The following is a 23,908-nucleotide window of genomic DNA, read 5'->3' as shown; positions in this document are numbered from 1 at the left end:
AAGGCACCGTCCACCGCCAGGGCCGAACCGTGCGCGTTGAGCAGGTACTGGACCGTCTTGACCCGCTCGCCGCTCGCGCCCTGCTGGACGGTCGGCCAGCTCGTGGTCGGCGGCGGGTTGTAGCCGCTGCCCTTGGCGAAGTTCTGGAGGTCGGTGAGGGTGCCGTTGAAGGTGTCCTGGTCACCGGGGAAGGTGCCGGAGTCGGCGTACTGCCAGATCGTCTGGGCCGACCAGCCGGCCGGCAGCGTGCCGGGGCCGCTGCTGTAACGGGCCACCCACAGCGGGTTGGTGGCGCCGAAACCGCTGTTGTTGCCGGTGCACGACGTCCACCAGTCGGTGGTGGTGTAGATCGTCGGGTAGCGCCCGGTCCTGGTGCGTACCTCGTTGCTGAAGTCCCGGATCCAGCTCACCATCGCGCTCTGGCTCAGCCCGTAGCAGGTGGCCCCGTACGGGTTGTACTCGATGTCCAGGGCGGGCGGCAGCGTCTTCCCGTCGGCGCTCCAGCCGCCTCCGTGGCCGACGAACCAGTCGGCCTGCGCCGTACCGCTCGAATTGTTCGGCAGCGCGAAGTGGTAGGCGCCGCGGACCAGCCCGGCGTTGTAGGAGCCGCTGTACTGCTGGGAGAAGTTCGGGCTCGTGTACGTGGTGCCTTCGGTGGCCTTGACGTAGGCGAAGGCGGCGCCCTTGCTCTTGACGGACGCCCAGTCGACGTTGCCCTGGTAACCGCTGACGTCGAGACCGGCCGGGCCCGTGCCGACGGCCGCCCGCGCCGCGGCCGACAGCGTTCCCGCGCCCGGGCTCCCGAGCCCCGATCCGGCGTGGTCCTGATCCGGGTGCGTCATACGGGTCGGGGTGCCGCGGCCGTCGGCGGCGGCGGTCGACGCGGAGGCGGTGCCGGGCAGGACCAGCAGGGTCACGGCGGCGGCCAGCAGCCCGGCCGCGCACGCCGTCTTCCGGCCCGAGCCCGTACCGCGGGTGGCTGGCCTGAACCGCGAGGGGGTGGTTGCGGACATGATGCTCCCAGGGGTGTGTGGAGGGGGACACGCTCTGACGCGCTGAGCCGGGGGTGTAGCGGTGCGGTCGTCGGCGGTGGGAGTCGGGGTGGGGGTGCCGGGACTGTGAGCGGCCTGTGAGCCCGGTCGGGGCGGCGTCACCAGAACACGGACAGCACATCAACTCCTCTGCGCGCAGGCTGTGTCGACGCGCGTCAACCTAAGGGACGGATTGACATGGCCGCAACACGTTCCGGCTCTCGGGGCCCGTGCGGGGGACCGCGTAGGCGCTCGGCCAGCGGGGGCCGGCGAGCGGCGCGCGCCGCGTCGGCGACCATGGATCCGTGGACGAGTTCGAGCGGGCGTATGCGGCGGCGGTGGCCTCCGGCGCGGGGGCGACGGCGGAGGAAGCCGCCGTGGACGCGGCGGCGTCGGTGCTGGCCGCCGCGGGTGAGCGGTGGGAGGGCGCGGCCGGGAAGCTGGCCGGGCGGGTGGTGCGGGAGTGCGGGGCGCGCGGGTGGGAGCTTCGGGACCTCGTACGGATGGCGGGGCGGGAACTCGACGCGCGGCACGAGCGGTTGGCGCGGGCCGCGGGGGACGGCGAGGAACCCTTCCTCGCGGAGTTCGCCCGCAGCGAGCGGCTCGACCGCTTCAGTACGGCGACGGCCCTCGTGGAACTGCTCTGCCTGTACGGGCGGCTGCCCCGCATCACCCCCCTGACGCCGGGCACCGCGTCGGCGGCCCCGGCCACCGGCCCGCACTCCAAGATGCTCGCCCGCATCCGGGCGCTGCTGGCGAAGGCCGAGTCCACCGGCTTCCCCGAGGAGGCCGAGGCGCTGTCGGCGAAGGCCCAGCACCTGATGGCCAGGCACAGCATCGACGAGGCGCTGGTCGCGGCCACGGGAGCGCCCGGGGCGCCGGGCCGGGGCCCCGGCGCGTGCCGGATCGGGGTGGACCGCCCGTACGAGGGCGCGAAGGCCCTGCTGCTGGACGCCGTCGCGGCGGCGAACCGCTGCCAGGCGGTGTGGGCGGCCGACTTCGGCTTCTCGACGGTGGTCGGTTTCGCGACCGACCTGGAGGCCGTCGAACTCCTCTACACCTCGCTGCTCGTCCAGGCCGACCACGCCCTGCGCGGCGGCACCTCGCGCTCGCGCGACTTCCGCGAGTCCTTCCTGATCGGTTACGCGGGCCGCGTCCGCGAACGCCTGGCCGCCGCCACCCGGGAGGCCCAGGCCGAGACCGCCACCCCGCCCGCCGACCTGCTGCCCGTCCTCGCCGCCCGCGAGGTCGACGTACGCGACGCGACCCGCCGCATGTTCCCGTCCACCACCACCTCGCGGCTCAAGGGCCGCGACGCCGAGGGCTGGCGCCACGGCGAGGCGGCGGCCGACCGCGCCCGCTTCTGAACCCCGGCCCCACCGCTCGTCCCAGGAGAGCCCGCGCCCGGCCCCCACGGTCGCGCCCCCGTGGACGCCCTCTCACCGCCGGTGACCGCGTACGCTCGCCGTCCGCTCACTGATCGACGGTGTTCAGCCGACGGGGCCTGTCGCCGCGCGCGGCCCCACTCGCTGATCGGCGGTGTTCAGCCGACCGGGCCCGTCGCCGCGCGCGGCCCCACTCGCTGATCGGCGGTGTTCAGCCGACCGGGCCCGTCGCCGCGCGCGGTCCCACCGCCGGTTCGAGGAGCGACAACGTCCGCCGCCGCGCGTCGAGGCCGACGCGAATGCCGACCGGCATCGGCGGATTCGGACCGGCGTGCCCGAACTCGACGTTGCCCAGGACCGGGATGTCACGGTCGCCGAGGACGTCGAGGACCAGCTCGGGCAGGGTCGGGGACGCGCCGGGCTCAAGTCCGCCGATCCCGCCCGGAACGCCCACGACCATGTCCGCCCCGGCGCGGGCACTGCTCGCCGCGGTCGACACCGGGCGCCGCTCAGGACGACCGGCCGCCCCGGCGCGGGGACACCGCGTACGCCACCGCGCCGACCGCCGTCACGCCGAGACCGGCCAGCACCGAGGCCGGGGGGAGGCTCGCGGCCAGCACCGCGCAGCCGGTCAGGCCGACGACCGGAACGGCCGGGTGCGGCCGGCGCTCGTCCGCGCCCAGCCGCAGGGCGCTGGCGTTGGCGACGGCGTAGTAGACGAGGACGCCGAAGGACGAGAAGCCGATCGCCCCGGTCAGATCGGTGGTCGCGGTGAGCGCCACGACCAGGGCGCCGACCGCCGCCTCCGCCCTGACCGGGGTCCCGTGGCGCGGATGGACGGCGGCGAGCGCGTACGGGAAGTGCCGGTCGCGTGCCATCGCCAGGGTGGTACGGGAGACGCCGAGGATCAGCGCCAGCAGGGAGCCGAGGGCGGCCACGGCCGCGCCGACGCGGACCACCGGGGCCAGACCCGGCACCCCGGCCGTACGGACGGCGTCGGTGAGGGGCGCGGCCGAGCGGGCCAGGGCGTCGGGCCCGAGAACGGTCAGCAGGGCGACGGCGACGGCCGCGTAGACCACGAGGGTCACGCCGAGCGCCAGCGGGATCGCGCGGGGGACGGTCCGCGCCGGGTCTTTCACCTCCTCGCCGAGCGTGGCGATCCTGGCGTACCCCGCGAAGGCGAAGAAGAGCAGACCGGCGGCCTGGAGCACGCCGTGCGGGCCGGAGGCGGCACCGTCCCACGCCAGCCGTCCCGCGTCGGCCCGCGTACTGGTCAGGCACGCGGTGACCGCCGCCGCGAGGACCGCGAGGGTCACCGCCACGATCAGCCGGGTCAGCCAGGCGGCCTTCCGTACGCCCAGGCAGTTCACGGCCGTCAGGGCCACCACGGCCGCGACCGCCACCGCGCGGCGGTGCTCGGGCCACGCGTACGCCCCCACCGTCAGCGCCATCGCCGCGCACGAGGCCGTCTTGCCCGCCACGAAGCTCCACCCGGCCAGGTAGCCCCAGAGGGGGCCGAGCCGCTCCGTGCCGTACACATACGTCCCGCCGGAGCGCGGGTGGCGGGCCGCCAGACGCGCCGAGGACGTCGCGTTGCAGTACGCCACGACGGCAGCGACCGCCAGGGCCGCGAGGAGCGCGGTGCCCGCGGCGCGGGCCGCGGGAGCGAACGCCGCGAAGACCCCGGCGCCGACCATCGCCCCGAGGCCGATCACCACGGCGTCCCCCACACCGAGGCGCCGCCTCAACTCTCCCGCCGCCGCACCCGTCACGCCCGCATGCTCCCAGCCCCCTGGCGCCCCCCGCGATCCCCGCCGACCACATTTCCGCCCCTGGCCACGCCGTGTTCACCTCCGGCGGCCGCGGCGGCGGGAGCCGCGAGGACCCGCGCCGGTCAGTGGCGAGCGGCGGGCCCGGCTGCTGCAACTGGCGGGAGGTCGGGGGGCGTCCTGGGGGGAGAGGGCGGGTGGGAACACCGGGGGGTGGCATGGGTCGACGGGTGCCGGACGGGGTGGCGGACTGGCTGCGGGGGAGGGACCCGGCGCCGGGCGGGTCGAGGACGACGGGGCCGAAACCGTGGCTGCGGGCCGACGTACCGGGAGCGTGTCCCGTACCGGACAGGGAGCGCGCCTGGACCGAGCGGTGGCTGCGGTGGTGCGCCGAGGAGTTCGGGCCCGCGACCGCGCACCGCGAGATCGCGCTGCCGGGCTTCGTCCCCGCGGACTTCAGCGGTACGCGGGAGCGGGTCGAGCCGCTGGTGCGGCGGATCGGCGCGGTGATGGGCGCGGACGTCTCCGGCGTCCGTGTGCTGCTGGTGGACTCCCCGGAGCGGGTCCCGGGCAAGAGGCACCAGGTCGGTGAGTACCGCAAGGTGCTCGGCCGGGCGGTGATCGAACTGGACCGCGGTGTGGCCGCGCGGCCTGACGCGTTCGCGGGGCTCGTCGCCCACGAGCTGGCGCACGCCCGGCTGGTCGGCGAGCGGCGGGTGGCCGGGCTGGGCATCTCCCGCGCGGAGGAGGAACGCCTCACCGACCTGGTGACCGTCCACCTCGGCATGGGCGTCCTGACGGCCAACGCCGCGGACGACTACGTGAAGGCGGCCGGGTACTCGGTGGTGCCGGTCGGCGATCTCACCGACCGGATGCTCACCGGCCGCGGGGACGAGCCCTGGTACCGGATGGGGTACCTGAGCCCGGCGGAGTACGGCTACGCCCTCGCCTGCTGGAGCACGGCGCGCGGCGAGACCGACCCGCCCTGGGCCCGGCGGCTGAGGGCGAGCGTGCGGGACGCCTTCGTACGGGGCCTGGCGTACCGGGCCGCGCGCTGAAGGCGCGTCCTGGGAGGGCACCCGCCGTGGGGGGAGGGTGCCCTCGGACCGCCCTGGGCGTAGGGACCCGGAGGGTTGTCGACGCGGGTGACGGGGGGGGCTGGTGGTCAAGACACCTAGACCGTCAGGGGGTCGAGGACCATCGGGCGGACCCGGCCCTCGATCATGGCGCCGAGGCCCTGGACGGCGACGGTGTCGGGGCGGGGGGCGATGTGGACGGGCATGCCGGTGGCCTGGCCGAGCATGAGGTCGAGGCCGGGCATGAGGGCGCTGCCGCCCGCCAGCATGATGCCCCGGTCGGCGAGGTCGGCGACCAGGTCGGGCGGGCAGGCGCGCAGCACGGTGGTGATGGCGTCGAGCACGGAGGTGAGCGGGGTGCGCATCGCGTGGCGCACGCCCTCGGTCTCGACGAGGACGGAGCGGGCGAGGCCGCTGACGACGTCGCGGCCGTGGACCTCGGTGGTGACCGTCCCGCCGGTGCCGGGGGAGCCGAGCATCTGGTGCAGCGGCCGTACCGACTGGCTGGGCAGCATCAACTCGTGGTGGTTGCGCAGGTGCTGCACGACCGCGCGGTCGATGGCGTCACCGCCGACCGGCACCGTCTCCGCGGCCACGATGGACCCCAGCGACAGCACGGCGACCTGCGTCGTACCGGCGCCGCACACCACGATCATCGTGGCCTCGGGGTGCTCGACGGGCAGCCCGCAGCCGACCGCCGCGGCGGTCAGCGTGTCCACCAGCTCGACCTTGCGCGCGCCGAGCCCGTACAGCGTCTCGATGGCCGCGCGCCGCGCGATCGGCTCGCTGCCGTGCGGCATGCACACCGCGGCGCGCAGCACCGGCATGCGCCGCCACCGCTTGCCGAGCTTGTCGCCGAGCACGTGCTTGAGCATGCGCCGCGCCATCTCGATGTCGACGACCGCGCCGCCCGCGACCGGCCTGGCCACCCGGATGTGCCCGGGGGTGCGCCCGGCCATCTGCTCGGCGCGCTCGCCGACCGCGATCAGCGCGCCGGTGCGTACGTCGACCGCGGCCACGCTCGGCTCGTCGGCGACGACGCCGACGTTGCGGACGTAGACGCGGGTACGGGCGGCGCCGATGTCGACGGCGACCGTGCAGCGGCGGAGCTGTTCCAGTGTGGGGCTCGTGTACGTCACAGCCGGCCCCCGGCGCCCGGGGCGGAGGTGCCGTGCCGCCCGCCGTGCGAGCCGCCGTGCGACCCGTGACCGTGCCCGGCCGGTTCGTACGTGGCCAGCGCCCAGATGATGAAGACGTCGATGGCGATCATGACCACGGCCCAGACCGGCTGGTACGGCAGGAACATGAAGTTCGCCACCAGGTTGAGCCCGGCGATCAGGATGCCGCCCCAGCGCGCCCAGGCGGAACCGGCCAGCAGGCCGAAGCCGACGAGGACGGCGACCACGCCGAGCGCCAGGTGGATCCAGCCCCAGGACGTGACGTCGAACTTGTAGACGTAGTCCCGCGTGGAGACGTACACCGAGTTCTTCCTGATGCCGACGATCCCTTCCAGGATCGCCAGCGCGCCGCCGAACACCAGCATCATCCCGGCGAAGACGGTGCCACCGGCGGCCCACGCGGACTCGCGGGGCGTGGGCGGCGGGGGTGTGTACCCCGGCGGGGGCGGCGGGGTGGGCGTCTCCTGGCTCATACGGGCTCCCGAGAGTGCGTCAGCGTCCACGGCGGGACCGAATCCGGCTATGACCCGCCTTAATGACAAAAGGATCTGACGCCCTGTCGGATACGGCGACCGGTGATACGCCGAACGGGGGTGCGGCCGCGCCGAGCGGGTGACGCCGTACGGCCGACCGGGGCGGTGCCGCAGCGCCCGTCGCGGGCCCGGCGCCCCTGACGGGGCGCACCTCGTGCGGCGGGCGCTACCCGGCGGAGCCGTCCGTGTCCTCCAGACGGAACCCCACCTTCAGTCCCACCTGGTAGTGCTCGACCTCGCCGTCCACGATGTGCCCGCGGACCTCGGTGATCTGGAACCAGTCGAGACCGCGCAGCGTTTGCGCGGCCCGCTTGACGCCGTTCCTGACGGCGGCGTCCACGCCTTCGTGCGAGGTGCCGACGATCTCGGTGACCCGATAGGTGTGCTCGGCCATGACGGACCTTTCCTTCGGAGGTCCCTCCACCGTGCCGCAGACGGGCGCGGCCCGCATCACCGCGGGACGCATCCGTCCCGTTCCGTCCCGGACGGCTCCGCCGGGGCATCCCCTTCACCCCGAATCGGGCATATTATCCTCAAGTGGACGATGTGCGGATTGTGACCCCTTGGCCCACCGCCATGATGCGCTGGGTCCCGGCCGCCATGATCGTCGGCGGACTGGTCTTCGACCTCGTCACGCCCAATCCCTACACCGGCGACACGATGCTGGCCGGAGCCTGTGTCCTGGCCGGCGCGATCCAGTCCGCCCGCATCGCGGTCCTCACCTGTCTGGCGTCGCTGGTGGGCGTCTTCGTGCTCACCGTCCACGGCGGCATCATCCGCGAGGGCGTCGGCGTGGCCGAGATCCTGAACGTGGTGCTCTCCGCTGTCATCGGCCTCGCCGTCAACCGGGCGCTGACCCGTTCGGGGCGGCGGCTCGCCACCGTGCGGGACGTCGCCGAGTCGGCCCAGCGCGCCCTGCTGCCCGACCCGCCGCCCCGGATCGGCCCGCTGGCCATAGCCGCCCGGTACGAGGCCGCCCAGAGCGGGGCGCGGATCGGCGGTGATGTCTACGCGGCCGAGCAGACCCGCTACGGCGTACGGCTGCTGATCGGGGACGTGCGCGGCAAGGGGATGGGCGCGGTCGCCAGCGTCGCGGTGCTGCTCGGCGCCTTCCGCGAGGCGGCCGACGAGGAACCCGACCTGCCGGGCCTCGCGCGGCGCCTGGACCGGGCGCTGGACCGGGACCGGGAGCGGCGCGGCGGCGGCAGCGGCGAGGAGTACCTGGAGGGCTTCACCACCGGGCTGCTGGCCGAATTCGTCCACCGCCCCGAGGACCCCGAGGAGGTGTGCGACACCCTGCGGCTGCTCAACCGCGGCCACCCGCCGCCGTACCTGCTCGACGGCGGCACCGTACGTACCCTCGAAGCCGCCGCCCCCGACGTGCCGTTCGGCATGAGCGACCTCGGCGGTGTGCGCACGGTGCCCGAAGAGCTGGCCTTCCCGCCGGGCGCCACACTGCTGCTGGTCACCGACGGCGTGACCGAGACCCGCGACCGCGAAGGCGTCTTCTACGACCCCGAGATCCGGCTCTCCGGCCTCGGCCCGGTGACCGGCCCGCAGCACGCCATCGACGTCCTGCTGCGGGACCTGGTCACCTGGACCGGCGGCGCGCCCGTCGCCGACGACCGCGCGGTGCTGGCGGTGAGCCTCAGCCAGCCGTGAGACCCCCGGACAGCTAGTGGTGGAAGGCGGTCGCCACGTTCTCCGGGCGGTTCAGCGGGTGCGGCTGGCGGCGCAGCTCCGGCAGCAGGCGGCCCAGGTCCTCCATCAGCAGGTCCGCCAGGTCCTCGGAGAAGCCGTTGCGGCAGACGATGCGCAGCACCGCGAGATCGGTGCGGTCGGCCGGATAGGTGTACGCCGGGACCAGCCAGCCGCGTTCGCGCAGCCGCCGCGACACGTCGAAGACGTCGTAGTTCTCCACCCCCGGCGCGGTGGTGAAGGCGAAGACCGGCAACTGGTCACCCGCGCTGACCAGCGTGAAGTCCTCCAGCTTCGCGATCCGCGCCGCCAGCGACATCGCCACGTCCCGGCTGGCCTGCTGCACCGCGCGGTAGCCGTCCCAGCCCAGCCGCAGGAAGGAGTAGTACTGCGCCACGACCTGCGCGCCCGGCCGCGAGAAGTTCAGCGCGAAGGTCGGCATGTCACCGCCGAGGTAGTTCACCCGGAAGACCAGCTCCTCCGGCAGCGCCTCCGTGTCCCGCCACAGGGCCCAGCCCACGCCCGGGTACACCAGGCCGTACTTGTGGCCCGAGGTGTTGATCGACGCCACCCGCGGCAGCCGGAAGTCCCACACCAGGTCCTCGTCGAGGAACGGCGCGATCATGGCGCCGGACGCGCCGTCGACATGCACCGGGATGTGCGTACCGGTCCGCTCCTCGTACGCGTCCAGCGCCGCGCAGATCTCCGCGACCGGCTCGTACGACCCGTCGAAGGTCGAGCCCAGCACGGCCACCACACCGATGGTGTTCTCGTCGCACAGGGCGAGCGCCGACTCCGCGTCCAGGTGCAGCCGGTCGCCCTCCATCGGCGCCAGCCGCGCCTCGACCTCCCAGAAGGCGCAGAACTTCTCCCAGCACACCTGCACGTTCGCGCCCATCACCAGATTGGGCCGCGCGGTCGCCGGATAGCCGGGCGTGCGCCGCATCCAGCGGCGCTTGAGCGCCATCCCCGCGAGCATGCACGCCTCGGACGAGCCGGTGGTCGAACAGCCCACCACCGAGCTGGGGTCCGGCGCGTTCCACAGGTCGGCGAGGATCGCCACGCAGCGGCGCTCCAGCTCCGCCGTACGCGGGTACTCGTCCTTGTCGATCATGTTCTTGTCGGCGCACTCCGCCATCAGCACACTGGCCTGCGGCTCCATCCACGTCGTGACGAACGTCGCCAGATTCAGCCGCGAATTGCCGTCCAGCATCAGCTCGTCGTGCACGATCTGGTACGCGGTGTGCGGCGGCATGGGTCCGTCCGCCAGCTTGTGCTTGGGCGGAGCCGTCATCCGGCCGTCGACCGGGTCCGCCTCACCGAAGAACGGGTTGACGGCGATGTTGCGGGCGGAGTCCGTGCCTTTGTGCAGTGACATGTCAGCCTTCCGTGGCGAGCCCGGCAGCGCGTGCGCGGGCGTCTTTCCCGACCCGCCCAGCCTGCACCCGCCCGCCGCCCCGCGCCCGCTCCCGCCCCGGAACTTCCCCCAGGAGACTGGGCCGGGCGTCCGGCTCAGGACTCGGTGAGCACGAGCCACTTCCTGCCGTCGATCAGCTCACGGACGGCGTCCAGGTGACCCGCGTGGCAGGCCGTCTCCACCGTGACGTGCAGGATCGCCTCGCGCAGGTCCCGAATGCCGCCGTCGGGCCCGAAGAGTTCGGTCGGCCACCAGGCCGGGGCGGCGCTCGGCGCCGTCGAGGTGATCACGGCGTCCGCGAGCGCCGTCTCCTGGCGGTAGAGGTCGAGCACGCCCTTGGCCGAAACCTCCGGGCCCACCTTCCAGGCGTCGTCGGGGCCGGTCAGCGCCGCGTCGATCACGGCCTTCTCCCCGGCCACCACCCCGCGGAACCAGAAGCGCTCCACGTCCAGCGCGAGGTGCCGCACCAGCCCCGCGCAGCTCCACCCCGACGGCAGCACCGGCCGGTGCAGCGCCTCCTCGTCCAGCCCCTCCAGAATCCCCAGCACGTGACGCCGCTGGGCGTCCAGGTACGACAGCAGCATCGTGGTCTCGGGGTCCGGGGACGAGGTGTCCTGCATGGCATCCTCCTTGAGGTCGGCGACGCCCAGCATTCCACCGGGGTACGACAAGAGACCCCGGACCGGGCGCCGCCCCTCAGGTGCCCCGGACCCCATGCGCCCCGCGCGGCGGCTACTCGCGGGCGAGGACCACGGCGGTGCCGTACGCGCAGACCTCGGTGCCGAGGTCCGCGGCGTCGGTGACGTCGAAGCGCATCATGAGGACGGCGTTGGCGCCGCGCGCCTTGGCCTGTTCGACGAGGCGCTCCATGGCCTGGTTACGGGTCTGCACCAGCGTCTTCGTCAGGCCCTTGAGCTCGCCGCCGATCATGGACTTCAGCCCGGCGCCGATCTGACTGCCCAGGTGTCGCGAGCGGACGGTGAGGCCGAAGACCTCACCGATGACCCGCTCGACCCGGAAGCCGGGCACGTCGTTCGTCGTGACGACAATGATCTCGGCGCCCTGCTCCTGGCCGCCGCCGTACTCTTCGATTCCCATATCGGCAGCCTGCCCCGCACCTCCCCGCTCCGCACCCGCGAATACGCCGACGCGGCTATTCCAGGCGGGGGGCCTGGACCGGGGCGGGACAGATGCGCTGGCCCTCGTGGTCGAAGACGTACAGGTGGGCGAGGTCCACCAGCAGGGGCACGCGGTCACCGCGGCGGACGCGGATGTCGGGGCCGGTGCGGACCACGAGGTCGCCGGTCTGGGTCTCGGGCGCGCCCAGGGGGCGGTCCATCACCGTCACCGGAGCGCGGCCGGGCGCGTGGTTCGGCCGCGGCGGGACGCCGCCGCCGTTGGAGCCGCCGTCCCGCGCCGGCACCGACGCCTGGATGCGCCGCGCGGCCTTCTGCGCGAGCTTGCCGAGGCTGGTGCCCGAGCCGTTCGCCGCGCGCCGGGTGCCCGAGCGGGACGGCGCCTGCGCGGGCCGCGGGGCCTCCAGTTCGGGGACGACGGCGGGCCGCGACCCGGTGTTGAGGTGCACCAGCGATTCGTGGCCCTGGTACTCCACGTGCTCGACGATCCCGCTCAGCACGACCTCGCCCGCGTGCGCCTGGCTCGGCTGCGCGATGCGTACGGCCTCCGAGCGCAGCCCGACGATGATGCGGCGCCCCTGCTGGATGCGGAGCATCTGGTGGTCGAGGCTGAGCGGTTCCGGCATGCCGAGCCGCTGGCGGCCGAAGTCGATCCACATGCCGCCGCCGAGCGGCGCCAGGACCGTCGCCTGGAGGAGATTGATCCGGGGCGTGCCGACGAAAGCGGCGACGAACACGTTCTCCGGCAGGTGATACGCCTCACGCGGCGTGCTGATCTGCTGGAGGACACCGCTGCGCATGATCGCGACGCGGTCGCCCAGCGACATGGCCTCGGCCTGGTCGTGCGTCACGTACACCGTCGTGACGCCCATGCCGTGGGTCAGCCGGGCGATCTCGGCGCGCAGGTGCGCGCGCAGCTTCGCGTCCAGGTTGGACAGCGGCTCGTCCATGAGGAAGACCGAGGGGTGCCGGGAGATCGCCCGGCCCATCGCGACCCGCTGCCGCTCGCCGCCGGAGAGCTGTCCGGGGTAGCGGTCCAGGATCTCCTCGATGCCGAGGATGCGGGCGGTCTCGTCGACCCGGGGCCCGTGCTCCTCACCGGGCATCTCGAAGCGCAGCGGGAAGCCGATGTTCTCCCGGCTGGTCATGCTGGGGTACAGCGCGAAGTTCTGGAACACCATCGCCATCCGGCGGTCGCCGGGTGCGAGGTCGTTGGAGTACTCCCCGTCGAGCAGCAGCTCGCCGGTGGTGATGTCCTCCAGACCCGCGATCATGCGCAGGACCGTGGACTTGCCGCAGCCGGACGGGCCGAGCAGCACCAGGAACTCTCCGGGTGCGATGTCGAGCGAGAACCGGTCCACAGCAGGCGACGGCTGCTTCGGGTAGTACTTGGAAACTTCGTGCAGTGCGATGGCGCGAGTCATAACGGGAGCCGCCAGGTGGTCGGACGCGGTGACGGGGCACGTGGGGGGAGAGATGCCAGACTTGCGAAACTTAGGGTGGTGCGTGGATGACGCTGCGGAGAAGGTAGTGCACCAACCGCAGGTTGCGGAACGTTTGTATCAACACTGGATTGATAGTTTTGGTCCGTGACGACCATCGCGCTCGGCCCGAGCTGGCTCGACCCGGACCATCTGATCAACACGTACGGCCTGTGGGGCGTACTGCTGATCGTGTTCGCCGAGTCCGGGCTCCTCATCGGCTTCTTCCTGCCCGGAGACTCACTGCTGTTCACGACCGGTCTGCTGGTGGCGACCGGCACGCTGCACCAGCCGCTCGCGCTGGTGGCCGCGCTGATCGCGGTGGCGGCGGTGCTCGGCGAACAGGCGGGATATCTGTTCGGCCGCAAGGTCGGACCCTCGCTGTTCCGCAGGCCCGACTCACGCTTGTTCAAGATGGAGAATATCGAGAAGGCACATGCCTTTTTCGAGCGCCACGGACCCAAGGCGATCGTGATGGCCTGCTTCGTGCCCATCGTACGAACGTTCACCCCAATCGTCGCAGGCGTCAGCCGAATGAACTACCGCACCTTTGTCACCTTCAACCTCATCGGCGCGACACTGTGGGGTGCGGGTGTCACCGTACTCGGATACTGGCTCGGCCAGATCGAATTCGTGCACAAGAACATCGAAGCGATGCTCGTCCTGGTCGTGCTGCTCTCGGTGGTGCCGATCGGCATCGAATACCTGCGGTCGCGCGGCAAGGCGAAAAAGGAGGCCGTGATTCCGGGTGCGGGCGCCGGTGCGGGCCCGGCGGCGGGCGGCCCCGAGCCGGTTCCCGCCGCGCCGCGCACCCCCGGCCGGCACCGCGCGCAAAAGCGCTGACCTGCGGGAACCGACGCCGTAACGGGGGAACGGGGGCGTCGGCGGGATTCCCGTGATTCACAGGATTCACAGAAACGCGGATTGCGGAAAGGAGAGCACGACCGGTGTCCGACGACGGAAAACCTGAGTCGGACGAGGTCCGCTCCGAATTCACACCCCCCACAGGCACCACATTCCCCCCGGTCGTCACGGGCAGCGCATTCGCCCCGCCCGGCGGAACGGCGGGAACAGCGGGAACAGCGGGAACGCCCGGAGCAACAGGAGCACCGGGAACAGCCGGAGCTTCCGGAACAACGGGTACGACGGGCCCGACAAGCCTCACCGGCACCACCGGGAGCATTCCGATGGTCGTCCTGCCGCCCACCGACGCGCGGTGGCAGGACCGGATGCGGGCCATGGTCCGCATCCCCGTCACCGAGCGCCCCGCACCCGAGACCCCCGCGGACCGCCAGGAAACCGCGCACCTGGTCCCCGTACCGCGCGTCCTCGACCTGACCCTGCGCATCGGCGAACTGCTGCTCGCGGGCGGCGAGGGCGCCGAGGACGTCGAGGCGGCGATGCTCGGCGTCAGCTACGCGTACGGACTGGCCCGCGTCGAGCCGAACGTCACCTTCACGCTGCTGGGCATCTCCTTCCAGCCCTCGCTCACCGACCCGCCGCTGACCATGAGCCGCACGGTGCGCCGCCGCGGCACCGACTACACCCGGCTCGCCGCGGTCTTCCAGCTCGTCGAGGAGATCACCGCGCACGAGGCGACGCTGGAGGACGCGTACCGCCGGCTCGCCGAGATCCGCCGCAACCGGCACCCGTACAGCTCCTGGGCGCTCACCGGCGCCGCGGGGCTGCTCGCGGGCGCGGCCAGCGTCCTGGTCGGCGGCGGCCCGGTCATCTTCGCCGCCGCCGCGCTGGCCGCGATGCTCGGCGACCGGCTCGCGTGGCTGCTCGCCGGGCGCGGGCTGCCGGAGTTCTACCAGTTCGCGGCGGCGGCGATGCCCGCAGCCGCGATGGGCGTCCTCATCGACCGGTACGCGCACTGGATCCCCGGCGCCAACGGCGTCCAGGCGTCGGCGGTGATCACCGGCGGGCTCTTCGCGCTGCTGCCGGGCCGCGCGCTGGTCGCCGCCGTCCAGGACGGCCTCACCGGCTTCTACATCACCGCCTCGGCCCGGCTGCTGGAGGTGATGTACCTCGTCGTCGGCATCGTCATCGGCGTCACCGTCATCCTCTACGCGGGCTTCACCACCCTCGGCGCCGACCTCAACCCCGACCAGGCGCTGCGCGCGTACGACCACCCGTGGGTGCAGCTGCTGGCCGCGATGGTGCTGACCCTCGCCTTCGCGGTGCTGCTCCAGTGCGAGCGCGGCGTCCTGCCGCTGGTCACCCTCAACGGCGGCATCGCCTGGACGGTCTACGGCGTCCTGCACCAGCAGGCGGGCGGCAACCAGGTCGCGGCCACCGCCGCCGCGGCCGGACTCGTCGGCCTCTTCGGCCAGTTGATGGCCCGCTACCGGTACGTGTCCGTGCTGCCGTACGTCACCGCCGCCATCGGCCCGCTGCTGCCCGGATCCGCCACGTACTTCGGGCTGCTCGCCCTCACCAACAACCACTCCGACCAGGCGTTCACCCTGCTCACCCGGGCCGCCGCCCTCGCCCTGGCCATCGCCATCGGCGTCAACCTCGGCGGCGAGCTGGCCCGCCTGGTCCTCAAGCCGCCGGGCCCCGCCGCCCCGCGCGGCGCGGCCAAACGCACCCGCGGCTTCTGACCCCGCTCGGGCACGAAAACGCCGGGCGGCCGACACGTCGCTGATGACGTGTCGGCCGCCCGGCGTTCAGGTGCGGCGGGGCTTCAGTGGCCCGGGCCCTGCTCCTTCAGACGGCGGAAGGACTCCTCGATCTCCGTCTCGGCCTCGGTGCGGCCGACCCAGTTGGCGCCCTCGACGGACTTGCCGGGCTCGAGGTCCTTGTAGACCTCGAAGAAGTGCTGGATCTCCAGCCGGTCGAACTCGCTGACGTGGTGAATGTCACGCAGGTGCTCCACACGCGGGTCCGACGCGGGCACGCACAGCACCTTGTCGTCGCCGCCGGCCTCGTCCGTCATGCGGAACATGCCGATCGCCCGGCACGTGATGAGGCAGCCGGGGAAGGTCGGCTCGTCCAGGATGACCAGCGCGTCCAGCGGGTCGCCGTCCTGGCCGAGGGTGTTCTCGATGAAGCCGTAGTCGGCCGGGTAACTGGTCGAGGTGAAGAGCCTGCGGTCCAGGCGGATACGACCGGTCTCGTGGTCCACCTCGTACTTGTTCCGCGAACCCTTCGGGATCTCGATCGTGACGTCGAACTCCAAGGCCCTACTCCTCCATGATCAGCGCATACTGCGGGTGATTAAGTGTCTCCCACGCATGTGGGTGGTCGCGAAAGGGGCTGGTCGGGGGTGCCGCACGGCAAGACGTGGCAGGTCGTGGCGGGGTCGGCCGCGATAGGTCTGGCGGTGGCGGCCGGGGCGGTGGCCGCGGCAGGCCCGTGGGACGCAGGCCAGCGTACGGCCGAGCGCGAGCACGCGGCCGGCCGGGACCACGTCGTGGCCTCGGGACCGCGCACCGCCATGCCCACGCCCCGGATCACCCCGCCCGCGCCGTCCGCCGCCCCCGTACTGGCCCCGGTGCCCGCCGCCGCGCCCGGTACGGGCAAGGGCTCGTCCGCCGGTACGCCGCCGGACCCGGCCGCCCTCAAGGCCCTCCTCGACCCGCTGATGGACGCCGACGGGCTCGGCACCGTACGCACCGGGACCGTCATCGACGTGGCCACCGGGACCGTCGTGTACGACCACCGGGCCGGTACGCCGTCCACCCCCGCCTCCACCACCAAGCTCGCCACCGCGACGGCCGCGCTCGGCACGCTCGGGCCCGGCCGCCGCCTCACCACGACCGTGGTGGTCACCGCGGCCGGCCGGGTCGTCCTGGTCGGCGGCGGCGACCCGACCCTCGAACTCGGCGGGCTCGCCGACGACACCGCCGCCGCGCTCAAGGCGCGCGGCACCACGTCCGTACGGCTCGGCTACGACACGTCCCTGTTCAGCGGCACCGCGCTCCACCCCATCGGGCCCAACGAGAACCTCGCGCCGGTCACCGCGCTCATGGTCCGCGAGGGGCGGCTCGACCACAGTTCGAGCGGGCCCGCGCAGCGCGCCGACGATCCGGCCGAGTCGGCCGCCGACGCCTTCGCGGACCTGCTGCGGGAGCGGGGGATCAGGGTCAAGGGCGAGGCGGCGCCCGCCGGCGGGCACGGGGGTACGCGGCTGGCGGCCCATCAGTCCGCGCCGCTGTCGGAGCTGGTGGAGCGGATGCTGACCGACAGCGACAACGACGTGGCCGAGGCGCTGGCCCGGCATGTGGCCCGCGCGCTCGGGCGGCCCGCCAGTTTCGCCGGGGCGGCGAGCGCCATTCCCGACGCCCTGCGGCGGCTCGGGGTGCCGCTCGCCGGCGCCGCCTTCCACGACGGGAGCGGACTCGACGGGGACGACGCGCTGTCGGCCACCACGCTGGCCCGGATTCTCGCGCTCGCGGCGAGTCCCGCGCATCCCGAGATGCGGTCGGTCCTGACCGGGCTGCCGGTCGCCGGTTTCACCGGCACGCTCGCCGACCGCTTCCGGGGCGGTGGGGGCGCCGGGGTGGTCCACGCCAAGACCGGGACGCTCACCGGGACCAACACGATCGCCGGCACCGCCGTGTCCCCCGCGGGGCGCCTCCTCGCCTTCGCGTTCCTCACCCACGGCACGGATTCGCCTGGCGGCGCGCAGAAAGCCCTCGACCACCTGGCCGCCGCCCTCACCACCCACCCCTAGCCCGCACCCCCGATGTCCTCAATCGCCGGACGGGCTCGATGAAACGGGCGCGGGCCACGGGCCGGTGTCCTCAATCGCCGGACGGGCTGAAACATTGCTTCCGGCGAGTCCGCCAGGCGCTGGCTTTGTCCTCAATCGCCGGACGGGCTCGAAGAAACGGGGTTGGGGCACTGGCCGGTGTCCTCAATCGCCGGTCGGGCTGAAACATTGCTTCCGGCGAGTCCGCCAGGCGCTGGCGTCGGCATTGAACGACGTCTCCGGGTGGGGTGCCCCCCGGCAGGGGGAAGGGCGGGTGGGTGGGGGGAACAGCCCCGCCGGCGTTTGAGGCGGCGTTAGCCGGAGGGGCTGAAGCCGTATTTCGGGGGGCGGCCGGAGGGGGAACCTGTTGGTGGGGGAGCCCAAAGGGGGAGCGGCAACGTACCGTGAAGGCATGACGAGCATCGGTGGAAGCGAGATGGTCGACTGGAACCTCGCCGTGGCGACCGCGCAGCGGTTGACGCGGCCGGGGCCTGAGGTGAGCCGGGACGAGGCTCGGGCCATCGTGGCGGAGCTGCGGGCGCACGCGCAGGAGTCGGAGGCGCACGTCAGGGAGTTCACCCGGATGTACGGGGACGCGGAGGTGCCACCGCACGGCACCCCGGTGCTCATCGTGGACCGGGCGGGCTGGGTGAAGGCCAACGTGGCCGGGTTCCGGGAGGTGATGAAGCCCCTGCTCGGAAAGATGCAGGCGCGCCGCCCCGGCGGCCCCGGCGGAGTCGTGCTCGGCACGGTCGGCGGCAAGGTGACCGGCGTCGAGGTCGGCATGCTGCTGAGCTTCCTGTCCTCGCGGGTGCTCGGCCAGTACGAGACCTTCGCGCCGCCGAGCCGCGACATGCCCGCGGGACCGGTCAAGCCGGGCCCCGGCGAATCCCGCGCCGGACGGCTGCTGCTGGTCGCGCCGAACATCGTGCACGTCGAGCGCGAGCTGGACGTCGACCCGCACGACTTCCGCCTGTGGGTGTGCCTGCACGAGGAGACGCACCGCACCCAGTTCTCCGCGGTGCCGTGGCTGCGCGACCACATCGAGGGCGAGATCCAGGCGTTCCTCGGCGAGACCGAACTGGACGCCTCGACGGTGATCGAGCGGGTCAGGGAGGCCGTGCAGTCCTTCACCGGCTCCGGCGGCGGCAAGGAAGAAGACGCCGACAAGGACCGGGACGAGGACCGCAGCCTGGTCGACCTGGTGCAGACCCCCTCCCAGCGGGAGATCCTGGCCCGGCTGACCGCCGTGATGTCGCTGCTCGAAGGCCACGCGGACTTCGTGATGGACGGCGTGGGGCCCGAGGTCGTGGCGACCGTCGCCGAGATCCGGGAGAAGTTCAGCCAGCGCAGGGCCAGCGGCGCGGGCCGCCTGGACCAGGCGCTGCGCAAGCTCCTCGGCCTGGACGCCAAGCTCCGCCAGTACCGCGACGGCGAGCGCTTCGTCCGGGCGGTCGTCGACGAGGTCGGCATGGACGGCTTCAACCGGGTGTGGACCTCGCCCAACACGCTGCCCACCAAAGCGGAGATCGCCAAACCCGCCGAGTGGGTCGCGCGGGTGCACAGCCGTAGCGAATCGTGAGGGCGTAACCGCTCATGAAGGCCGTGTCCGCCCTCGGGTTCACCCGTCCGAGGGACCGTAGGCGCAGGGTAGCGCGTGCGATGCTCGGGTAAGCCCCGAGCTTCTGTCACCATCTGGATACCCTGCGTCACTTCGGCGCTTTCCCCATAGCCTCCTCAGGAGGGAAACCGGACATGGGACCCCACCCCACGGTCGCGGCGATACGCCTGGCGGTCCGCCGCGTCCTGCACGACGTCCTCACCGCGTCCACCGACCCGCACCCGTTGGTGCTCGCCGCGTGCAGCGGCGGAGCCGACTCCATGGCGCTGGCCGCCGCCCTCGCTTTCGAAGCACCCCGGCTCGGCGTGCGCGCCGGAGCCGTCACCGTCGACCACGGCCTCCAGGCGGGCTCCGCCGGCCGCGCCCAAGAGGTCGCCGGGCGGCTGCGCGGCCTCGGCCTCGACCCGGTCGACGCGATCGGCGTCACCGTCGGCCGCCAGGGCGGTCCCGAAGCCGCCGCCAGAGACGCCCGGTACGCGGCGCTCGACTCCGCCGCCGAATCGCACGGCGCCGCCGCCGTCCTGCTCGGCCACACACGTGACGACCAGGCAGAAACGGTGCTCCTGGGCCTCGCCCGCGGCTCCGGCACCCGCTCGCTGGCCGGAATGGCCGCGGTCTCCGGTACCGGCGGCCGCTACCGGCGCCCCTTCCTGCTGCTGGACCGCGACACCGTACGCAAGGGCTGTCTCGCCCAGGGCATCACCGTGTGGGAGGACCCGCACAACCACGACCCCGCGTACACCCGCTCCCGCGTCAGACACGAAGCCCTGCCCGTCCTGGAGAAGTCCCTCGGCAAAGGCGTCGTCGAGGCGCTGGCCCGCACCGCGCAGCTCTCCAGGGACGACGCCGACGCGCTGGACCAGTGGGCCGCGGACGCCGAGGCCGACGCGGCGGGCGACGACGGCAGCCTGGACGCGCTGCGGCTGCACGGCCTGCCCGCCGCCGTACGCCGCCGCGTCCTGCGCCGCGCCGCCATCGCCGCCGGCTCGCCCCCCGGCTTCCTCTTCGCCCGGCACATCGAGGAGGTCGACCGGCTGGTCACCGGCTGGCACGGACAGAAAGCCCTCAACCTGCCGGGCGGCGTCGCCGTTCTCAGGGCCAATGGCAGACTGGTGTTCTCGCCGTCGTAGAGCTGCCGTCGCCCAGCGACCCGGGAGCCGACTACTTGAGGGACATACCGCGCAGTGAACGAGAACGACATGGGCGCCGATCTTGAGAAAGTGCTCATCTCCAAGCCAGAGATCGACGCGAAGCTCAGCGAGCTCGCCGCGCAGATCGACCGGGACTACGCGGGCAAGGACCTGCTGATCGTCGGTGTCCTCAAGGGCGCCGTGATGGTGATGGCGGACCTCGCACGGGCGCTGTCGAGCAACGTGACGATGGACTGGATGGCGGTGTCCTCCTACGGCGCCGGCACCAAGTCCTCGGGTGTGGTGCGCATCCTCAAGGACCTGGACACCGACATCGCGGGCCGTGACGTCCTGATCGTCGAGGACATCATCGACTCCGGGCTGACGCTGTCCTGGCTGATCAGCAACCTGGGCTCGCGCGGCCCCGCCTCCCTGGAGGTCTGCACGCTGCTGCGCAAGCCCGAGGCGGCCAAGGTCCAGCTCGACGTGAAGTACACCGGGTTCGACATCCCCAACGAGTTCGTGGTCGGATACGGCCTGGACTATGCGGAGAAGTACCGCAATCTCCCGTTCGTGGGCACACTCGCCCCGCACGTATACGGTGGCTGACTCCCGTCGGCCCGCCGCCGGCGGTCCGGCGCGGCACAGTCATGACGTCGGCCACACCCCGTTCGGCCCCGGGAACCCCAGTCGGTTTCCCGCCGTTGGAGCAGGGGAAGGCGGGATTGTTAACGGTCGGCGGCAACCTCGGGTGACAATGCTGGGGTACCGTCCGAAGGTCGGGTCATACACCGGCATGCACGCGCGGCCAGCAGGCGGCGGTGCCTCACTGTGGCAGGAGGGACGGGGCGACTTCGCCCCGCATGGATGGACGTGAAGCGCTATTTCCGTGGGCCAGTCATGTGGATCGTGCTGGCTGTCCTCGCCGTGGTCGTGTTGATGCAGGTCGTCGGGTCCGGCGGCGGCTACAAGACGGTGGATACCGGCGAGGTTCTACATGCGATCGAATCAAACCAGGCCAAGTCCGCCGAGCTGACGACAGGCGACGACAACTCCATCAAGATCCAGCTCAGGGACGGATCCAAGGTCGAGGGCAGTTCCAAGGTCCGCGCCAGCTACATCGGCAACCAGGGCTCGGCCATCGCCGCGGAGCTGCAGAACATCGTCGACGGCAAGGTGAAGGGGACCACCCTTCCCGACGGTTACACCGTCTCGCCGTCGAAGCAGAACGCTTTCGTCGGCATTCTGCTGTCGCTGCTCCCGTTCGTCCTCATCGTCGTGGTCTTCCTGTTCCTGATGAACCAGATGCAGGGCGGCGGCTCGCGCGTCATGCAGTTCGGCAAGTCCAAGGCGAAGCTGATCACCAAGGACACGCCGAAGACGACGTTCTCCGACGTGGCCGGTTGCGACGAGGCGGTGGAGGAGCTCCAGGAGATCAAGGAATTCCTCCAGGAGCCCGCGAAGTTCCAGGCCGTCGGCGCCAAGATCCCCAAGGGCGTGCTGCTGTACGGCCGTCCGGGTACCGGCAAGACCCTGCTGGCCCGCGCTGTCGCGGGTGAGGCGGGCGTGCCGTTCTACTCGATCTCCGGCTCCGACTTCGTCGAGATGTTCGTGGGTGTCGGCGCCAGCCGCGTCCGCGACCTGTTCGAGCAGGCCAAGGCGAACGCCCCGGCCATCGTCTTCGTCGACGAGATCGACGCCGTCGGCCGGCACCGCGGTGCGGGTCTGGGCGGCGGTCACGACGAGCGCGAGCAGACCCTCAACCAGCTCCTGGTCGAGATGGACGGCTTCGACGTGAAGGGCGGCGTGATCCTCATCGCCGCCACGAACCGGCCCGACATCCTGGACCCGGCGCTGCTGCGTCCCGGCCGTTTCGACCGGCAGATCGCGGTCGACCCGCCGGACCTCCAGGGGCGCGTGGAGATCCTCAGCGTGCACCAGAAGGGCAAGCCGGTCGCACCGGACGTCGACCTCATGGCCGTCGCCCGCCGCACCCCCGGCTTCACCGGCGCCGACCTGAGCAATGTGCTCAACGAGGCGGCGCTGCTGACCGCGCGCAGCAACAAGAAGGTCATCGACAACGCCACGCTGGACGAGGCGATCGACCGCGTCGTGGCCGGTCCGCAGAAGCGCACCCGGATCATGTCGGACAAGGAGAAGAAGATCACCGCGTACCACGAGGGCGGACACGCCCTGGTCGCGGCGGCCTCGCCGAACTCCGACCCGGTCCACAAGGTGACGATCCTGTCCCGCGGCCGCGCGCTGGGCTACACGATGGTGCTGCCCGACGAGGACAAGTACTCCACGACGCGCAACGAGATGCTCGACCAGCTCGCCTACATGATGGGCGGCCGGGCGGCGGAGGAACTGGTCTTCCACGACCCGACCACCGGCGCGTCGAACGACATCGAGAAGGCCACCGCGACCGCCCGTGCCATGGTCACGCAGTACGGCATGACCGAGCGGCTGGGCGCGATCAAGTTCGGTTCCAGCGACTCGGAGCCGTTCCTCGGCCGTGAGATGGGTCACCAGCGCGACTACTCGGAAGAGGTCGCCGGGCTGGTGGACGAGGAAGTCAAGAAGCTCATCGAGACGGCGCACAACGAGGCGTGGGAGATCCTGGTCGAGAACCGGGACGTCCTGGACAACCTCGTTCTGAACCTGCTGGAGAAGGAGACCCTGAACAAGGAGCAGATCGCCGAGATCTTCGCTCCGATCGTCAGGCGTCCCCCGCGTCCGGCCTGGACGGGCTCCGCCCGTCGTACGCCGTCCACCCGCCCGCCGGTGCTCTCTCCCAAGGAGCTGGCACTGACCAACGGCTCGCAGCCGGCCAACGGCATCACGACGGGTTCGGTCAGCACGACCAAGCCCGTCGCGGAGCCGGTCGACCGTCCCGAGGACGGCACGCCGGAGAGCTGACCGGCGCGAGCCGGTCAGGCACGAGAACAGGCAGTCCGGGCCGGACCCGGAATGCAGGCAGTGGCCCCAGGGTTTTAACCTTGGGGCCATTGCCGTTTTTGGGCCAGCTTTCCCACTTCGCCGAACTTCGGAGGAACGAGGCATCATGACCGACCCCGTGACGATCGACGGCGAGGGTTCGATCGGCGAGTTCGACGAGAAGCGGGCCGAGGCCGCGGTGCGCGAGCTGCTGTACGCGGTCGGCGAGGACCCCGACCGGGAGGGCCTGCGGGAGACCCCGGCGCGGGTGGCGCGCGCGTACAAGGAGATATTCGCCGGGCTCTGGCAGACGCCGGAGGACGTGCTGACCACCACCTTCGACCTCGGGCACGACGAGATGGTGCTGGTGAAGGACATCGAGGTGATGTCGTCCTGCGAGCACCACCTGGTGCCGTTCGTCGGCGTCGCGCACGTCGGCTACATCCCGGCCGTCAGCGGCAAGATCACCGGCCTGTCCAAGCTGGCCCGGCTGGTCGACGTATACGCCCGCCGCCCGCAGGTGCAGGAGCGGCTGACCACGCAGGTCGCCGACGCCCTGATGCGCATCCTGGAACCGCGCGGGGTGATCGTGGTCATCGAGTGCGAGCACATGTGCATGACGATGCGCGGGGTCCGCAAGCAGGGCGCGAAGACCATCACCTCCGCCGTACGCGGCCAGCTCCGCGACCCCGCGACCCGCGCGGAGGCGATGAGCCTGATCCTCGGGCGCGGCTGACCGGGCACGCGGCTGACCGGGCACGGGCTGCCTCCGGGCACTGGCCTGCTCGGGCAGGGGCCTGGCGGCCCCGGTAGGCAC

General features: G+C 72.4%; 22 protein-coding genes. 11 read left to right on the top strand and 11 right to left on the bottom strand.

Going from position 1 to position 23,908, the window contains the following annotated elements; genetic code table 11:
* Positions 1-1,013, bottom strand: a 1,013-nt coding sequence (locus ACFY9V_RS22320) for a GH25 family lysozyme (protein WP_391162515.1), incomplete at its 3' end; no start/stop codon positions are given.
* A 323-nt stretch (positions 1,014-1,336) separates the two neighbouring features.
* Here ACFY9V_RS22320 and ACFY9V_RS22315 point away from each other — a divergent pair.
* Complete coding sequence (locus tag ACFY9V_RS22315) at positions 1,337-2,398, top strand: DUF2786 domain-containing protein (RefSeq protein WP_391162514.1); 1,062 nt, start codon at positions 1,337-1,339, stop codon at positions 2,396-2,398.
* 229 nt (positions 2,399-2,627) lie between these two features.
* On the opposite strand, the gene ACFY9V_RS22310 is transcribed toward ACFY9V_RS22315, so the two are convergent.
* Positions 2,628-2,915, bottom strand: coding sequence for a hypothetical protein (locus ACFY9V_RS22310; RefSeq protein ID WP_391162513.1), 288 nt, complete (start codon positions 2,913-2,915; stop codon positions 2,628-2,630).
* Between the two features lie 10 nt (positions 2,916-2,925).
* Positions 2,926-4,188 carry an amino acid permease gene (locus ACFY9V_RS22305; protein WP_391162512.1) on the bottom strand — a complete coding sequence of 421 codons (1,263 nt, stop codon included), beginning with the start codon at positions 4,186-4,188 and terminating at the stop codon, positions 2,926-2,928.
* Positions 4,189-4,403: 215 nt separating this feature from the next.
* On the opposite strand from ACFY9V_RS22305, the gene ACFY9V_RS22300 reads away from it, so the two are divergent.
* Positions 4,404-5,243 carry a hypothetical protein gene (locus ACFY9V_RS22300; protein WP_391162511.1) on the top strand — a complete coding sequence of 280 codons (840 nt, stop codon included), beginning with the start codon at positions 4,404-4,406 and terminating at the stop codon, positions 5,241-5,243.
* A 116-nt stretch (positions 5,244-5,359) separates the two neighbouring features.
* On the opposite strand, the gene ACFY9V_RS22295 is transcribed toward ACFY9V_RS22300, so the two are convergent.
* The 3 genes from ACFY9V_RS22295 to ACFY9V_RS22285 form a co-directional block, all read right to left on the bottom strand.
* The gene (locus tag ACFY9V_RS22295; RefSeq protein WP_391162510.1) at positions 5,360-6,400 is read right to left on the bottom strand and encodes a rod shape-determining protein MreB; all 1,041 of its coding nucleotides are present in this window, start codon (positions 6,398-6,400) and stop codon (positions 5,360-5,362) included.
* Entirely contained in the window at positions 6,397-6,912 is a 516-nt protein-coding gene (locus ACFY9V_RS22290; RefSeq protein WP_355336409.1) for a hypothetical protein, read from the bottom strand. Before ACFY9V_RS22290 ends, ACFY9V_RS22295 begins: the two co-directional genes overlap by 4 nt.
* 226 nt (positions 6,913-7,138) lie before the next feature.
* Positions 7,139-7,366: a dodecin gene (locus ACFY9V_RS22285; RefSeq protein ID WP_355336410.1), complete on the bottom strand. Its 228-nt coding sequence runs from the start codon at positions 7,364-7,366 to the stop codon at positions 7,139-7,141.
* A 161-nt stretch (positions 7,367-7,527) separates the two neighbouring features.
* Between ACFY9V_RS22285 and ACFY9V_RS22280 the strand changes: the two genes are divergently transcribed.
* Positions 7,528-8,634: a SpoIIE family protein phosphatase gene (locus tag ACFY9V_RS22280; protein ID WP_391162508.1), complete on the top strand. Its 1,107-nt coding sequence runs from the start codon at positions 7,528-7,530 to the stop codon at positions 8,632-8,634.
* A 13-nt stretch (positions 8,635-8,647) separates the two neighbouring features.
* Here the strand turns inward: ACFY9V_RS22280 and ACFY9V_RS22275 are convergent, their stop codons facing one another.
* From ACFY9V_RS22275 to ACFY9V_RS22260, 4 genes are all read right to left on the bottom strand, one after another.
* Positions 8,648-10,048, bottom strand: coding sequence for a glutamate decarboxylase (locus tag ACFY9V_RS22275; protein WP_355336412.1), 1,401 nt, complete (start codon positions 10,046-10,048; stop codon positions 8,648-8,650).
* Positions 10,049-10,182: 134 nt separating this feature from the next.
* Entirely contained in the window at positions 10,183-10,707 is a 525-nt protein-coding gene (locus tag ACFY9V_RS22270) for a DUF664 domain-containing protein (protein WP_391043018.1), read from the bottom strand.
* A gap of 112 nt (positions 10,708-10,819) precedes the next feature.
* Positions 10,820-11,185, bottom strand: coding sequence for a YbjQ family protein (locus ACFY9V_RS22265; RefSeq protein WP_355336414.1), 366 nt, complete (start codon positions 11,183-11,185; stop codon positions 10,820-10,822).
* 55 nt (positions 11,186-11,240) lie between these two features.
* On the bottom strand, positions 11,241-12,647 hold the full coding sequence (locus tag ACFY9V_RS22260) for an ATP-binding cassette domain-containing protein (RefSeq protein WP_391043022.1): 1,407 nt from the start codon (positions 12,645-12,647) through the stop codon (positions 11,241-11,243).
* Between the two features lie 165 nt (positions 12,648-12,812).
* Here ACFY9V_RS22260 and ACFY9V_RS22255 point away from each other — a divergent pair, with 165 nt between their 5' ends.
* A complete protein-coding gene (locus ACFY9V_RS22255; protein WP_355336416.1) occupies positions 12,813-13,547 on the top strand; it encodes a VTT domain-containing protein in 735 nt (244 codons plus the stop codon).
* Between the two features lie 344 nt (positions 13,548-13,891).
* Positions 13,892-15,310: a threonine/serine exporter family protein gene (locus ACFY9V_RS22250; RefSeq protein ID WP_391043026.1), complete on the top strand. Its 1,419-nt coding sequence runs from the start codon at positions 13,892-13,894 to the stop codon at positions 15,308-15,310.
* 83 nt (positions 15,311-15,393) lie between these two features.
* On the opposite strand, the gene ACFY9V_RS22245 is transcribed toward ACFY9V_RS22250, so the two are convergent.
* A complete protein-coding gene (locus ACFY9V_RS22245; RefSeq protein WP_188283474.1) occupies positions 15,394-15,888 on the bottom strand; it encodes an inorganic diphosphatase in 495 nt (164 codons plus the stop codon).
* Positions 15,889-15,975: 87 nt separating this feature from the next.
* Here ACFY9V_RS22245 and dacB point away from each other — a divergent pair, with 87 nt between their 5' ends.
* The 6 genes from dacB to folE all read left to right on the top strand — a co-directional run bounded on the left by dacB (position 15,976) and on the right by folE (position 23,827).
* Positions 15,976-17,385 carry a D-alanyl-D-alanine carboxypeptidase/D-alanyl-D-alanine-endopeptidase gene (gene dacB, locus ACFY9V_RS22240; RefSeq protein WP_391162507.1) on the top strand — a complete coding sequence of 470 codons (1,410 nt, stop codon included), beginning with the start codon at positions 15,976-15,978 and terminating at the stop codon, positions 17,383-17,385.
* A gap of 430 nt (positions 17,386-17,815) precedes the next feature.
* A complete protein-coding gene (locus ACFY9V_RS22235; protein WP_355337274.1) occupies positions 17,816-18,985 on the top strand; it encodes a zinc-dependent metalloprotease in 1,170 nt (389 codons plus the stop codon).
* Positions 18,986-19,158: 173 nt separating this feature from the next.
* Complete coding sequence (tilS, locus tag ACFY9V_RS22230) at positions 19,159-20,154, top strand: tRNA lysidine(34) synthetase TilS (RefSeq protein ID WP_355337277.1); 996 nt, start codon at positions 19,159-19,161, stop codon at positions 20,152-20,154.
* A 54-nt stretch (positions 20,155-20,208) separates the two neighbouring features.
* The gene (hpt, locus tag ACFY9V_RS22225; RefSeq protein WP_355337280.1) at positions 20,209-20,763 is read left to right on the top strand and encodes a hypoxanthine phosphoribosyltransferase; all 555 of its coding nucleotides are present in this window, start codon (positions 20,209-20,211) and stop codon (positions 20,761-20,763) included.
* 258 nt (positions 20,764-21,021) lie between these two features.
* Positions 21,022-23,073, top strand: coding sequence for an ATP-dependent zinc metalloprotease FtsH (ftsH, locus tag ACFY9V_RS22220; protein WP_355337283.1), 2,052 nt, complete (start codon positions 21,022-21,024; stop codon positions 23,071-23,073).
* A gap of 145 nt (positions 23,074-23,218) precedes the next feature.
* The gene (gene folE / locus ACFY9V_RS22215; RefSeq protein ID WP_188283469.1) at positions 23,219-23,827 is read left to right on the top strand and encodes a GTP cyclohydrolase I FolE; all 609 of its coding nucleotides are present in this window, start codon (positions 23,219-23,221) and stop codon (positions 23,825-23,827) included.
* Positions 23,828-23,908: the final 81 nt, after the last annotated feature.

This window comes from Streptomyces sp. NPDC008317, from assembly GCF_042955955.1.
In the GTDB taxonomy this organism is placed as follows: Bacteria; Actinomycetota; Actinomycetes; order Streptomycetales; family Streptomycetaceae; genus Actinacidiphila.
This window is presented reverse-complemented; position numbering and strand designations above follow the sequence as displayed.

Bases quoted from the DNA above. Each gene is read 5' to 3' on its own strand.
- ACFY9V_RS22300 (WP_391162511.1), top strand. From the start codon at position 4,404: ATGGGTCGACGGGTGCCGGACGGGGTGGCGGACTGGCTGCGGGGGAGG.
- ACFY9V_RS22290 (WP_355336409.1), bottom strand. From the start codon at position 6,912: ATGAGCCAGGAGACGCCCACCCCGCCGCCCCCGCCGGGGTACACACCC.
- ACFY9V_RS22285 (WP_355336410.1), bottom strand. From the start codon at position 7,366: ATGGCCGAGCACACCTATCGGGTCACCGAGATCGTCGGCACCTCGCAC.
- ACFY9V_RS22275 (WP_355336412.1), bottom strand. From the start codon at position 10,048: ATGTCACTGCACAAAGGCACGGACTCCGCCCGCAACATCGCCGTCAAC.
- ACFY9V_RS22270 (WP_391043018.1), bottom strand. From the start codon at position 10,707: ATGCAGGACACCTCGTCCCCGGACCCCGAGACCACGATGCTGCTGTCG.
- ACFY9V_RS22265 (WP_355336414.1), bottom strand. From the start codon at position 11,185: ATGGGAATCGAAGAGTACGGCGGCGGCCAGGAGCAGGGCGCCGAGATC.
- ACFY9V_RS22260 (WP_391043022.1), bottom strand. From the start codon at position 12,647: ATGACTCGCGCCATCGCACTGCACGAAGTTTCCAAGTACTACCCGAAG.
- ACFY9V_RS22250 (WP_391043026.1), top strand. From the start codon at position 13,892: ATGGTCGTCCTGCCGCCCACCGACGCGCGGTGGCAGGACCGGATGCGG.
- ACFY9V_RS22235 (WP_355337274.1), top strand. From the start codon at position 17,816: ATGACGAGCATCGGTGGAAGCGAGATGGTCGACTGGAACCTCGCCGTG.
- tilS (WP_355337277.1), top strand. From the start codon at position 19,159: ATGGGACCCCACCCCACGGTCGCGGCGATACGCCTGGCGGTCCGCCGC.
- ftsH (WP_355337283.1), top strand. From the start codon at position 21,022: ATGGACGTGAAGCGCTATTTCCGTGGGCCAGTCATGTGGATCGTGCTG.
- folE (WP_188283469.1), top strand. From the start codon at position 23,219: ATGACCGACCCCGTGACGATCGACGGCGAGGGTTCGATCGGCGAGTTC.